Source organism: Billgrantia kenyensis, from assembly GCF_013697085.1.
GTDB lineage: Bacteria > Pseudomonadota > Gammaproteobacteria > Pseudomonadales > Halomonadaceae > Halomonas > Halomonas kenyensis.
Map to the genome: position 1 here is coordinate 73,353 of NZ_JACEFT010000014.1, position 12,721 is coordinate 86,073.

Consider the following 12,721-nt stretch of genomic DNA (forward strand, 5'->3'; position numbering starts at 1 on the left):
GAGGTGAGCGAGATGCTCGAGAGCCTGCTGCCAATACTAATCTTCTCCGCCCTGGCGCTGGCCGTGATCGGTGCCGTGCGGCGCATTCGCCTGTGGCGTCAGGGTCGACCCGCCCGGGTCGATCTGCTGCGCGGGCTCGCTGCCATGCCGCGGCGCTATCTGGTCGATCTGCACCACGTGGTGGCGCGTGACAAGGTCATGTCCAACACCCACGTGGCCACCGCCGGCGGTTTCGTCGCGGCGGCCGTGCTGATGATCCTGGTACATGGCCTGGGGCTCGGCTCTTCAGAAAGAATGGGGCCAATCCTCGGCGGGCTGTTGCTGCTGGCCAGCGCCGCCATGTTCGTCGGTAGCCTGTTCGTCGCCAAACGGCGGCGCGACCCGCCGGCGCGGCTCTCCAAGGGCCCCTGGATGCGACTGCCGAAGAGCCTGATGGCGTTCTCGGCGAGCGTGTTCCTGCTCACCCTGCCGACGCTGGGCATCCTGCCTGCCGGAACGGGCAGCGTGATCCTCGCCCTGGCGCTGGCCGCGGCGCTGGTGTGGGGCCTGGGCGAGATGTTCTTCGGCATGACCTGGGGCGGGCCGATGAAGCACGCCTTCGCCGGCGCCCTGCATCTGGCCTTCCATCGCCGACCCGAGCGTTTTTCCACGAAGGGGGGCGAGGGCAACCGCTCCACCGGGCTCAAGGCGCTGAACCTGGACGATGCCAAGGCGCCCCTGGGCGTCGAGACGCCCAGCGACTTCACCTGGAACCAGCTGCTCGGCTTCGATGCCTGCGTGCAGTGTGGACGCTGCGAGGCGATGTGTCCGGCCTTTGCCGCCGGTCAGCCGCTCAACCCCAAGAAGCTGATTCAGGACATGGTCGTGGGCATGGCCGGCGGCAGCGATGCCGGCTATGCCGGAAGACCCTACCCCGGCAAGCCGATCGGTGAGCATGCGGGTTCTCCCCATGGGCCCATCGTGGCGCGCGAAGGCACCGCCCTGGTCGATGCCGAGACGCTGTGGTCCTGTACCACCTGCCGTGCCTGCGTCGAGGAGTGCCCGATGATGATCGAGCACGTCGATGCCATCGTCGACATGCGTCGCTTCCTGACCCTGGAGCAGGGCAATACCCCGGGCAAGGGCGCCGAGGTGCTCGACAACCTGATCGCCACCGACAACCCCGGCGGCTTCGACCCCGGCTCGCGCATGCACTGGGCGGCGGACCTCGACCTGCCGCTGATGCGCGACCTGGGGCAGGTCGACGTGCTGCTGTGGCTGGGCGACGGGGTCTTCGACATGCGCAATCAGCGCACGCTCAGGGCGCTGGTGAAGGTGCTGCGTGCGGCCGGCGTCGACTTCGCCGTGCTCGGCAACGAGGAGCGCGACAGCGGCGACGTGGCGCGCCGCCTGGGCGACGAGGCGACCTTCCAGTCGCTGGCCAAGCGCAATATCGCCACGCTGTCGCAGTACCGCTTCCAGTGCATCGTCACCTGCGACCCGCACAGTTTCCATGTCCTCAAGAACGAATACGGCGAGCTGGGCGGCCCCGATGTCAATGCAAACTGGGAAGTGCGCCACCACAGTACCTACATCGCCGAGCTGTTCGAGGCGGGCCGGCTGCACTTCCTGCCCTGGAAGGGTGGCAGCGTCACCTATCACGACCCCTGCTACCTGGGTCGCTACAACGGCGAATACGAAGCCCCGCGCAACGTGCTCAAGGCACTGGGCATCGAGGTGGCCGAGATGCAGCGTTCGGGGTTCCGCTCGCGCTGCTGCGGCGGTGGCGGCGGCGCGCCAATCATCGACATCCCCGGCAAGCAGCGGATTCCCGACATGCGCATGAATGACGTCAAGGAGGCCGGCGCCGAGTTGGTGGCGGTGGGCTGTCCGCAGTGCACCGCCATGCTCGAGGGGGTGGTCGACACTACCGCCGAGGTGCGCGACATCGCCGAGCTGGTGGCCGATGCCCTGGTGGAGCCCCCCGCTGACGCAGGCAGCGGCCGAGATGGCGACCGCGCTTCCCAACCTGCCGCCGAGGCTCGGCCCGTGGCGAAGGAGGTCACCTCATGAGCGAGAACATCCGCCGCGATCCACGCCGCGAGTGGATCGCCCGCAATCGCCTGCATCCCGATCACCAGAGCGTGCTGGCAGAGCTTGGCGAGGGCTCGTCCGCCGCGACGGAGTGGATGGGCCCCAACGGCGTGATCCGCAAGAACCCCCATGCGGTCGGCTTCATCGGACCCAACGGCATCAGGCGCATCGACCGCAGCGGTGCCCAGCAGGCTGCCGCGGCGGGACGTGGCGCCGGTGCCGGTCGCCAGGCCGCCGCCGACCAGCGGCGGCAGGTCACCATCGAGGCCCCGGCCTTCCTGGTTGCGGTGGTGCCCGACATGCCCGGCGGGCGTCTCTCCAGCCACGACCGCGACCTGCTGGGCCTGGCCCGGCAGCTGGCCGATGCCGACCCGGAGCGCCCCGGCGCCGTGTTGAGCGTGGTGTTCGGCGAGCACCGGGAGGACGCCTTCGGCGAGGCGGGCATCGACCGCCTGCTGCATCTCGAGGGTGACGCCTACGCCGGCTTCGCCCCGGAGGCGTGCCTGGCGGCACTCACCGTCGTCGAAGGCGAGTTCGCCCCGCGCCACTGGCTGCTGCCCGACTCCAGGCTGGGCGGCGCCGACCTGGGGCGGCGCCTGGCGGCGCGCCTGGGCGAACGGCCTGCCGCTGGCATCTGGCAGGTCGAGCCTGACGTTGCCTGTACGCTGGGCTGGCGCTGTACCGGGCGCGGTGCCGCCGGCACCCAGGATATCCAGCGCCCCCTGCCGCATGTGGCGCTGGCGCTGGCCGAGTGCGCCGAACCCGTCTCCGAGACTTGTCATGCGGCGCGTCCGTCGGCCTTGTCGCAGTCGCTGCCGCCCCTGCTGGGGCGTATCGAGGACCTGGGCCAGGTGGCCGTCGACCCGGCCGGGCTAGCGCTCTCCGAGGCCGAGTTCATTCTTTCCGCCGGCAACGGCGTCAAGGACTGGGAGGGCTTCCACCAGGCCGCCGAGGTGCTGGGCGCAACCGAGGGCGCCTCGCGGGTCGCGGTGGACGATGGCTACATGCCACGTGACCGGCAGGTGGGCGCCACCGGCACCTGGGTCACCGCGCGGGTCTACGTGGCGGTGGGCATCAGCGGTGCCATCCAGCACCTGCAGGGCATCCAGAGCTGCGACAAGGTGGTGGCCATCAACCTCGACCCGGGATGCGACATGATCAAGCGCGCCGACCTGGCGGTAATCGGCGACTCGGCGAGCATTCTCGCCGCGCTGGTCGAGATGGTCCAACGGCAACGAGAGGAGAAGCGCGATGCGGCCTGAAGCGCAAAGAGAGTCGGTGCTCGATGTGGCGGTGCTGCTCTCCGTGGGCCGCCACCCCGTGACCGGGCGCGCCCGGCGCGCCGATCAGGACGCCCGTGGCGTGGAGCTGGCCCTGGCCCTCGACAGGGCGCACCTCACCCTGCTGCATGCGGGGCCGCGTGACGAGGAGAGCGAGGGCGCCCTGCGCGGCTATCTGGGCATGGGCATCCCCGCCTTGACCCTGATCGAGCAGCCGCCTGGCGCCGATGTGATCCCCGCCCTGGCCGCCAGGCTGAATGAAGCAGGGGCGCAGCTGGTGATCGCCGGCGAGCGCGCCGAGCAGGGCGAGGGCTCTGGCATGCTGCCCTACCTGCTGGCCGAGCGCCTTGGCTGGCCGCTGGTCGGCGGTCTGGCCGCCGTGGAGAAGGTCGAGAACGGCGTGGCCACGCTGCTCCAGGCCCTGCCGCGCGGCCAGCGCCGCCGACTGCAGGTACGGCTGCCGGCCATCGTCACCGTCGACGCCGCCGCTGCAGCGGCCCGCCAGAGCGCCTTCGGCCCAGCCCGGCGAGGCGAGATCGAGGCCGAGTCGGCAGTGGTCGAGTGGGACGAGGTTCAGGCGGAGTGGAGCGTGGCCCCGGCCCGCAAGCGCCCCAAGCGGCTCAAGATCGTCAAGGCGGCTTCGGCCCGGGACCGCTTCAAGGCCGCCGCGGCCAAGGCCGAGGGCGGCAGCGGTCAGGTGTTGAACGACGTGACCCCGGAGCAGGGCGCCGAGGCGATCTTCAAGCTGCTCAAGGATGAGGGCGTCCTGCGCTGAGAAAAACCTGATTTATTGCTGCGCTCGGGCTCTTTTGAAAACAGCTGGCCGCCGGCGGTCCCGATACGTCGGACCGTCGCTATCCTCATGTAGCAGGCTACACTCCGGTAGCTCCGCTCCGGCGACGGCCAGCCTCTCATCGCTCGCGACATAAATCAGTGTTTTTCTAGCTGGTTGCATTCCCCTAACAGAGAAGACCCCGGCCTTGGCCGGGGTCGTTGCGTTGGAGGGAAGAAGCTTGTCGGTCAGGCCAGCTTGGGAATCGCCAGCCCGCGCTGTTCTTCGCGCAGCCCCTTGACCAGGCTGAAGGCCATCACCAGCAGCACCAGGGTGAAGGGCAGGCCAGTGGCCACGGCGCCGGCCTGCAGCGCGCCCAGCGCGGTGCTGCCGCCGCCGTAGAGCAGCACGCCGGCGATCACCCCCACCAGGGTGGCCCAGAACACCCGCTGGCCTTTGGGCGCGTCGATCTTGCCGCCGGCGGTGATCTTGTCGATCACCAGCGAGCCCGAATCCGAGGAGGTGATGAAGAAGATCAGCACCAGCAGGATCGCCAGGCTGGAGGTCAGGGTGGTCAGCGGCAGATGCTCGAGCATCTGGAACATCGCCAGCGAGACGTCACCGATGCCGTCGGCCAAAGCGCCGACACCGGCCGCCGACTGCGACAGGGCGGTACCGCCGAAGGCGCTCATCCACACCAGCGTGACCAGGGTCGGCACCAGCAGCACGGCGATCAGGAACTCGCGCACCGTGCGTCCGTAGGAGACCCGTGCGATGAACATGCCGACGAAAGGCGACCAGGAGATCCACCAGGCCCAGTAGAACACGGTCCAGCCGTGGTACCAGGTGGTGTCGTCACGCCCGACCCAGTTGGAGAGCGGCACGATGTGGCTGGCATAGGCCAGGGTGGTGTGCCACAGGTTGTTGACGAACAGCAGCACGCCACCGGTTGTCACGATGAAGGTCAGCAGGCCCAGGGCGAGCATCATGTTGATCTTGGAAAACAGCTTCACCCCGCCGTCGATGCCGCGCCACACCGAGAACAGTGCCACGGAGGTGACCAGCACGATGATCGCGATCTGGGTGCCCAGCGTATTGGGAATATCGAACAGGTAGGCCAGGCCGCCGGCCGCCTGGGAGGCACCGAAGCCCAGCGAGGTGGCCAGGCCGAAGATGGTGGCCAGCACCGCCAGGATGTCGATGGTATGGCCGATCCAGCCGCGGGTACGTTCACCCAGCAGGGGCGTGAAGGCCGAGCGCAGGGTCAGCGGCAGGCCGCGGTTGTAGGCGAAGAAGGCCAGGGCCAGCCCCACCACGCCGTAGATCGCCCAGGGGTGCAGGCCCCAGTGGAACATGGTGGCGCCGATGGCCGCGCTGGCCCCGGCCGGTGTGTGCGCCTCGACGTTGAGTGGGGTGCCGTACCAGTCGGTGTAGTAGGCCACCGGTTCGGCCACGCTCCAGAACATCAGGCCAATGCCCATGCCCGCGGCGAACAGCATGGTGAACCAGGAGGTGGTCGAGTACTCCGGGCGAGCCCGGTAGCCACCCAGGCGGATACGTCCCAGCGGCATGGCGATCAGCGCCAGGCACAGCAGCACGAAGAGGTTGCCGGCGATCATGAACAGCCAGTCGAAGTGCTCGATGGAGAAACCGCGGGCCGCACTGAGGTGATCGTTGGCGATATCAGGGTAGATCAGGGCGTAGAGGATGAAGGCCAGGATGGCCAGGGCCGAGAGGGGAAAGACAGGATGGTGAAAGTCCATCCCCAGCACCCGGGTATTGTCCTGCCCGGGTTTGAGGATGGGGGCGTCGTCATGCTTCATGGGGATTCCTCGTGTGTTGTTATTGGCCTCCGCAAGCGCCAGGCGCTCCCGGGCGAACCATTGTTGGGTCAGGTTGGCGAGGGGAATGTCGTGAAAGCGACCTCCAGCTATCCGCTGGCTCTCAGCCGTGGCGCCATGTCTCGGGCAGGCAAGTGGAGGTCTCTATGGGGCAAGTGCCATCCGTTGGAGGGCATAGGCTGAAGCGGCGGCATGTGCCGCCCCATGACAACAACGCACAGGAGCCAGCCATGAGCCAAGCCAACCGAGGCGTCGTCTACCAGGGCCCGGGCAAGGTCGAGGTAAAGCCCATCCCCTATCCGGAACTCGCCCTGGGTGATCGCAAATGCGACCACGGCGTGATCCTCAAGGTGGTCACCACCAACATCTGCGGCAGCGACCAGCACATGGTGCGCGGCCGTACCACCGCTCCCGCCGGCCTGGTGCTGGGCCACGAGATCACCGGCCTGGTGGTCGAGTGCGGTCGCGACGTCGAGTTCATTCTGCCGGGCGATCTGGTCTCGGTGCCCTTCAACATCGCCTGCGGGCGCTGCCGCAACTGCAAGGAGGGCCAGACCGGCATCTGTCTCAACGTCAACCCGGCGCGACCCGGCGCCGCCTACGGCTACGTCGACATGGGTGGCTGGGGCGGCGGCCAGACCGAATACGTCATGGTGCCCTACGCTGACTTCAACCTGCTGAAGTTCCCCGACAGCGACCAGGCTATGGAGAAGATCCGCGACCTGACCCTGCTCTCCGACATCTTCCCCACCGGCTTCCACGGCTGCGTGACGGCCGGCGTCGGACCGGGCAGCACCGTCTATATCGCCGGGGCCGGCCCGGTGGGGCTGGCGGCGGCGGCGTCGGCCCAGCTGCTGGGAGCGGCCTGCGTGATCGTCGGCGACATGATCGAGGAGCGCCTGGCCCAGGCCCGCAGCTTCGGCTGCGAAACCATCGACCTGACCCAGGAGGGCGAGATGGCCGACCGGCTCGAGGCGATCCTCGGCGAGCGCGAGGTCGACTGCTTCGTCGACTGCGTCGGCTTCGAGGCCCACGCCTGCGGCTGCAACCATGGCCAGGAAGCGCCGGCCACCGTGCTCAACTCGGCCATGCAGATGACCCGGGCCGGCGGCCAGATCGGCATCCCGGGCCTCTACGTGACCGAGGACCCGGGCGCCGTCGACGAGGCCGCCAAGCAGGGCGCGCTGAGCATGCGCTTCGGCCTCGGTTGGGCCAAGTCCCACTCGTTTCACACCGGCCAGTGCCCGGTGATGAAGTACCACCGTCCGCTAATGCAGGCGATCCTGTTCGACAAGATCCGCATTGCCGATGCGGTCAACGTGCAGATGATCTCGCTGGACCAAGCGCCCCAGGGCTACGCCGATTTCGATGGCGGTGCCGCCAAGAAATTCGTCATCGACCCCCATGGCAGCGTGGCTGCATAAGTAGGGGATGAGCCCGAGCTGGCCGACGCTGCACCTTGAAAGCGGCGCGGCCAGCTATTTCATGGTTCGACTCATATGCCAGCGTGGTCGCCTGACGGCCGAGAGGGTAATCTGGTGGCAAACGACGGCTGCGGAGGGAAGAGCGATGATGTATGCCGACTTGATCGATGCGGAGGACTTCCGCCAGCGCTTGGTGGCGCTGGGTATCGAGCTGCCCGCCGATGCCGACCCCGACACCTGCGCCCGGCATGCCGCCCGCCAGCAGGCCGAGGCGGGGGTGCCCGGCTTGCCGGCGCTGGTTGCCTAGCTGGAGGCCCAGGCGGGGGTCATGCTGCCCGAGGTGCGCCAGGCGCTGGCGAACCACCTGCGCCCGGCCGTCGACTAGTCGCGCCACGGCCCGAGTCTTTCTTCCCGAGTCAAACGCATCACCCCCAGCCTTGGCCGGGGGCGATGTCTTTGGTCACGAGGTCAATAGCGGATGACGTCTAGCCCTTCACCACCTGCAGGTGAGGCGCGCTGTGGCCCAGGTTCTCCTGCATCCGCTCGCTGTACCAGTCGATGAAGTCGATCACGCCGAACTCGTAGGTCTCCGAGTAGGGGCCCGGCTCGTAGGCCCGGGAGTTGATGCCGCGCTGGTTCTCCTCGGCCAGGCGCTTGTCCTGGGCGTTGGTGGCGTCCCACACCCGGCGCATCTCCTCCGGGTGGTAGTCGACGCCCTCCACGGCATCCTTGTGCACCAGCCACTTGGTGGTGACCAGAGTCTCCTGCGGGCCCAGCGGCAGCACGCGGAATACCAGGGCGTGGTCGCCCATGAAGTGATTCCAGGAGTTGGGCAGGTGCAGGATGCGCAGCGAGCCCATATCGGGGCTGGTCAGACGCCCCATCAGCTTGCGGCAGGCCGGCTTGCCGTCCAGGGTCATCGAGACCACGCCATCCAGCAGCGGCGTGCGCGTCAGCCGGTTGCGCTTGCCGAAGCGCTTGAGCTGCCAGGGGATCTGCTGCTCGTCCCAGTCCGACTGCTTCTTGGCTACCAGCGACTTGTAGGCGGGTGTGGCACGGGGGTCGTCGGTGTCGTCGAACTCCTGCAGCGAGTTGAGCAGCTCCGGGTGGGAGCCATTGCAGTGATAGCACTCGCGGTTGTTCTCTAGCACCAGTTTCCAGTTGGCCTGCTCGACGATGTTGGACTCCACCGCGACCTTGAGGTTGCCCATCTCGTAGGGCTCGAGATAGTGCTCCAGGGTGAGCAGGAAGTCGTCGATGGCGGGGGGATGCTCGGCCAGGCTGATGAAAATGAAGCCGCCGCCGGTGCGTACCTGGACCGGCTTGAGGCCGTAGGCGGAAAGATCGAAGTTCTCGCCCATGTCGCTGCCGGCGAACAGCAGGCGGCCGTCGAGCTCGTAGGTCCACTGATGGTAGGGACAGACCAGCTTGGCCACCTTGCCCTTGTCGCTGACGCACAGCCGCGAGCCGCGGTGGCGGCAGACGTTATGGAAAGCATGGATGGCCCCCCCCTCGCCGCGCACGACGATCACCGGATTGTCGCCGACCTGCAGGGTCATGTAGTTGCCCTTGGCGGGAATCTCGCAGGTCATGCCGACGAACAGCCACTCCTTGCCGAAGATCTCCTGCATGTCCAGAGCGAACAGCCGGGCATCGTTGTAGAACGGCTGGGGCAGCGAGAAGTTGCGGGCGCGCTCGGCGAGCATCGTGGCCACGGCTTCGCGCGCCGGGTCCAGGGGATCGTCCAGTGCGGTAGAGATCGGATCCATGAAAACACGTCCTCTTGCTGGCCGCTTCGCGGCATCGGTCGGGTTGTTGCTGTCGTCAGAGGTGTTGCGTCGTGATCGCCAGCTGATGGCGGGAACACGGCGAGTGTGGATCAGCGGCAGCTCCCTCAGTTGTCTGCCGACGACGCACTTGAACGCAGCCGCGACCAGCAATGCCACAAAGCCTGCTGCAGGTGGATGCCAGGGGCACGTTCATGTCGCTGTCAGGCAAGTGGGAGGCTTGCCGTGTGGCGCAGAATTCGTTCAGCGCCAGGCGAAAGCCGCGGTCGAAGCAACCCATTGCTGATACATCCAGGCGACTCGACATGACCATGAACTTCTTCAATCCAGTCACGACCCAGACCTGGACCAACGGCCGTCACACGGTGCGCTGCGTCAAGGTGATCCAGGAGACCTGGGACGTTCGCACCTTCTGCTTCATGGCCGATCAGCCGGTGCTGTTCTTCTTCAAGCCGGGGCAGTTCGTCACGCTGGAGCTGGAGATCGACGGCGAGCCCATCATGCGCTCCTACACCATCTCCAGCTCGCCATCGATCCCCTACAGCTTCTCGATCACCGTCAAGCGGGTCGTGGGCGGCAGGGTATCCAACTGGCTGCACGACAACCTGAAGGTCGGCGACGAATTGGCGGTGCATGGTCCGGTGGGCAATTTCAATTCGATCGACTTTCCCGCCGAGAAAGTGCTGTTCCTCTCCGGCGGCGTGGGCATCACGCCGCTGATGTCGATGACCCGCTGGTTCTTCGATACCAATGCCAGCGTCGACGTCGAGTTCATTCACAGTGCACGCGCACCGCGCGATGTCATCTTCCATCGCGAGCTGGTACACATGTTCTCGCGCCTGCCCGAGTTCAAGCTGCATATCGTCTGCGAAAGCAAGGACGACATCGGCGAGGCCTGGGCCGGCTATCGAGGCTACCTGACCCAGCCGATGCTCGAGCTGATGGCGCCGGATTTCCTCGAGCGCGAAATCTTCTGCTGCGGCCCTACGCCCTACATGGACGCGATCAAGCGCATCCTGCGTGAGAACGGCTTCGACATGAGCCACTATCATGAGGAGTCCTTCGGCGCCACGCCGCTGGACGTGCGCGAAGACGTGCTGGAGCTGGCCGAGCAAGCCGAGGCCGAGGCTGAGGAGATCGACTACTCCGAGATGCTCAGCGTCGAGTTCGTCGGCTCGGGCAAGAGCGTGCGCATCCAGCCGGGCGAGACGGTACACGCGGCCGCCGCCAAGCTCGGGCTGCACATTCCCAAGGCCTGCGGCATGGGAATTTGCGGCACCTGTCGGGTACCGTTGGCCTCCGGCCAGGTCGAGATGGAGCACAATGGTGGCATCACCGAAGAGGACATTGAGGCAGGTTACATTCTCTCCTGCTGCAGCAAGCCGCTCGACAACGTGGTGGTCGAGTTCTGACCGAGGCATTGAGTGCGTGGCCGGGGCGGGCTAGCTTGGTGGGCAAATAACGCCCACCATCAGGAGATCCTCATGGCAGCCCCCATGGACGAGCACGACCCTTACCTGTGGCTGGAGGAGGTCGAAGGCGAACGCGCCCTGGTCTGGGTCGAGCAGCGCAATGCCGAGAGCCAGGCCAGGCTCGCCGATGCGCCGGGCTTCACCGCGCTGCGCGACGACCTGCAGGCGATACTGGAGGCCGACGACCGCATCCCCTTCGTGGTCAAGCGCGGCGAGCACTTCTACAACTTCTGGCAGGACCGCGACCACCCCCGTGGGCTGTGGCGACGCACCACGCTCGAGGAGTACCGCAAGGCGCGGCCCGAGTGGGAGGTGCTGATCGACCTCGACGCGCTCAACGCCGAGGAGGGCGAGAACTGGGTATGGCACGGCGCCCACTGCCTGCGGCCTGAATCGCCCGATCAACCCTGGCGCCACTGCCTGATCTCGCTCTCCCGCGGCGGCGCCGATGCCGACGTGACCCGCGAGTTCGACCTGGTGGAGAAGCGCTGGGTCGAGCAGGGCTTCTACCGCCCCGAGGCCAAGGGCGGCCTGGGCTGGATCGACCGCGACACGGTCTACGTCCAGAGCGACTTCGGCGCAGGTTCGATGACCAGCTCCGGCTACCCGCGCATCGTCAAGCAGTGGCGGCGGGGCACCCCGATGAACGACGCCGAGACGATCTTCGAGGCCGAGCCTGACGACATGGCGGTGGGTGCCATGCATGATTCGACGCCGGGCTTCGAGCGTGACTTCGTCAGCCGCGCCCGGGCCTTTTATGACAACGAGCTTTACCTGCGCCAGGCCGACGGCCGCCTTGCCCGCATCGAGGTGCCCAATTCGGCCCACAAGCAGGTGCACCGCGAATGGCTGTTGGTGGAGCTGCGCGAGCCGTGGGAGGTGGCGGGTACCACTCATCCCGCCGGCGCGCTGCTGATCGCCGACTTCGACGCCTTCATGAGCGGTGAGCGCGAGCTGCGCGTACTGTTCACCCCTACCGAGCGCACCTCGCTCTCCGACGTCACCTGGACCCGCCGCCACCTGATCCTCAACGTGCTCGACGACGTCAAGCACCGGCTCTACGTGCTCACGCCGAGCGAAGGACAATGGCAGCCCGACCCGCTGGCCGGCGTGCCGACGCTGGGCAGTGTCAGCGTGAGCGCAGTGGACGACGAGGAGAGCGACGAAGTGTTCGTCATCGTCAGCGACTACCTGACGCCGACCACGCTGCTGCACGGTCGGGTCGGCGAGGAACTCGAGACGCTCAAGCAGGCCCCGGCGCTGTTCGATGCCGAAGGGCTCGAGGTGACCCAGCATTTCGCCACCAGCCCGGACGGCACGCCGATTCCCTACTTCCAGGTGGCGCGGCGCGACCTCGAGCCAAGCGGCGAGCATCCGACCCTGCTCTACGGCTACGGCGGCTTCGAGGTACCGCTGCTACCCGGCTACAGCCCCGGGGTGGGGCGCGCCTGGCTCAGTCAGGGAGGCGTCTACGTGGTGGCCAACATCCGCGGCGGCGGCGAGTACGGCCCGCGCTGGCACCAGGCGGCACTGCGAGAGAAGCGCCACAAGGCCTTCGAGGACTTCGCCGCCGTGGCCGAAGACCTGATCGAACGCGGCGTCACCTCTCCGCAGCGGCTGGGCATTCAGGGTGGCTCCAACGGCGGCCTGCTGGTGGGCAACATGCTCACCCGCTACCCGCAGCTGCTCGGCGCCGTGGTGTGCCAGGTACCGCTGCTCGACATGCGCCGCTACCACAAGCTGCTGGCCGGTGCCTCGTGGATGGCCGAGTACGGCGATCCCGAGAGCGACGACTGGCAGTTCCTGCGCGATGTCTCGCCCTACCACAACCTCGAGCCCGGGGCCCAGTACCCGCCCATGCTGCTGATGACCAGTACCCGCGACGACCGCGTCCACCCCGGCCACGCGCGCAAGATGATGGCGCGCATGAGCGAGCAGGGGCATGCGGCGCTCTACTACGAAAACATCGAAGGCGGCCACGGCGGCGCGGCCGACAGCCGCCAGCGCGCCCACATGCAGGCGCTGGCGTTCACTTTTCTTTGCCAGCAACTGTTTGGTGATAAGGGCTGAGC

Annotated in this window: 9 protein-coding genes; 7 read left to right on the forward strand and 2 right to left on the reverse strand. The window is 67.3% G+C overall.

Annotated elements, in window-relative coordinates; genetic code table 11:
- Positions 1-12: 12 nt before the first annotated feature.
- The 3 genes from H1D44_RS12495 to etfB are packed head-to-tail and all read left to right on the forward strand — an operon-like array spanning position 13 to position 4,128.
- Positions 13-2,052 (forward strand): (Fe-S)-binding protein, encoded by a 2,040-nt coding sequence (locus H1D44_RS12495; RefSeq protein WP_181515220.1) that lies wholly within the window; start codon positions 13-15, stop codon positions 2,050-2,052.
- Complete coding sequence (gene etfA / locus H1D44_RS12500) at positions 2,049-3,335, forward strand: electron transfer flavoprotein subunit alpha (protein ID WP_181515190.1); 1,287 nt, start codon at positions 2,049-2,051, stop codon at positions 3,333-3,335. Before H1D44_RS12495 ends, etfA begins: the two co-directional genes overlap by 4 nt.
- Positions 3,325-4,128, forward strand: a complete 804-nt coding sequence (gene etfB / locus H1D44_RS12505; protein WP_181515191.1) for an electron transfer flavoprotein subunit beta — start codon at positions 3,325-3,327, stop codon at positions 4,126-4,128. The genes etfA and etfB overlap by 11 nt, the downstream gene beginning before the upstream one ends.
- Positions 4,129-4,373: 245 nt before the next feature.
- Here etfB and H1D44_RS12510 read toward each other — a convergent pair whose 3' ends face one another.
- Positions 4,374-5,948 carry a BCCT family transporter gene (locus H1D44_RS12510; protein WP_181515192.1) on the reverse strand — a complete coding sequence of 525 codons (1,575 nt, stop codon included), beginning with the start codon at positions 5,946-5,948 and terminating at the stop codon, positions 4,374-4,376.
- Between the two features lie 248 nt (positions 5,949-6,196).
- Between H1D44_RS12510 and fdhA the strand changes: the two genes are divergently transcribed.
- Together fdhA and H1D44_RS12520 are read left to right on the forward strand one after the other, a co-directional pair.
- On the forward strand, positions 6,197-7,390 hold the full coding sequence (gene fdhA, locus H1D44_RS12515) for a formaldehyde dehydrogenase, glutathione-independent (RefSeq protein WP_181515193.1): 1,194 nt from the start codon (positions 6,197-6,199) through the stop codon (positions 7,388-7,390).
- A 145-nt stretch (positions 7,391-7,535) separates the two neighbouring features.
- Positions 7,536-7,697 carry a hypothetical protein gene (locus tag H1D44_RS12520; RefSeq protein ID WP_238984506.1) on the forward strand — a complete coding sequence of 54 codons (162 nt, stop codon included), beginning with the start codon at positions 7,536-7,538 and terminating at the stop codon, positions 7,695-7,697.
- Between the two features lie 178 nt (positions 7,698-7,875).
- On the opposite strand, the gene H1D44_RS12525 is transcribed toward H1D44_RS12520, so the two are convergent.
- Positions 7,876-9,159 carry an aromatic ring-hydroxylating oxygenase subunit alpha gene (locus tag H1D44_RS12525; protein WP_181515194.1) on the reverse strand — a complete coding sequence of 428 codons (1,284 nt, stop codon included), beginning with the start codon at positions 9,157-9,159 and terminating at the stop codon, positions 7,876-7,878.
- Between the two features lie 323 nt (positions 9,160-9,482).
- Between H1D44_RS12525 and H1D44_RS12530 the strand changes: the two genes are divergently transcribed.
- Complete coding sequence (locus H1D44_RS12530; protein WP_181515195.1) at positions 9,483-10,589, forward strand: FAD-binding oxidoreductase; 1,107 nt, start codon at positions 9,483-9,485, stop codon at positions 10,587-10,589.
- 72 nt (positions 10,590-10,661) lie between these two features.
- Positions 10,662-12,719, forward strand: a complete 2,058-nt coding sequence (locus H1D44_RS12535; RefSeq protein ID WP_181515196.1) for a prolyl oligopeptidase family serine peptidase — start codon at positions 10,662-10,664, stop codon at positions 12,717-12,719.
- Positions 12,720-12,721 lie beyond the last annotated feature (2 nt).

Coding starts and splice junctions, on each gene's coding strand:
- H1D44_RS12495 (WP_181515220.1), top strand. CDS start 13: ATGCTCGAGAGCCTGCTGCCAATACTAATCTTCTCCGCCCTGGCGCTG.
- etfA (WP_181515190.1), top strand. CDS start 2,049: ATGAGCGAGAACATCCGCCGCGATCCACGCCGCGAGTGGATCGCCCGC.
- etfB (WP_181515191.1), top strand. CDS start 3,325: ATGCGGCCTGAAGCGCAAAGAGAGTCGGTGCTCGATGTGGCGGTGCTG.
- H1D44_RS12510 (WP_181515192.1), bottom strand. CDS start 5,948: ATGAAGCATGACGACGCCCCCATCCTCAAACCCGGGCAGGACAATACC.
- fdhA (WP_181515193.1), top strand. CDS start 6,197: ATGAGCCAAGCCAACCGAGGCGTCGTCTACCAGGGCCCGGGCAAGGTC.
- H1D44_RS12520 (WP_238984506.1), top strand. CDS start 7,536: ATGATGTATGCCGACTTGATCGATGCGGAGGACTTCCGCCAGCGCTTG.
- H1D44_RS12525 (WP_181515194.1), bottom strand. CDS start 9,159: ATGGATCCGATCTCTACCGCACTGGACGATCCCCTGGACCCGGCGCGC.
- H1D44_RS12530 (WP_181515195.1), top strand. CDS start 9,483: ATGACCATGAACTTCTTCAATCCAGTCACGACCCAGACCTGGACCAAC.
- H1D44_RS12535 (WP_181515196.1), top strand. CDS start 10,662: ATGGCAGCCCCCATGGACGAGCACGACCCTTACCTGTGGCTGGAGGAG.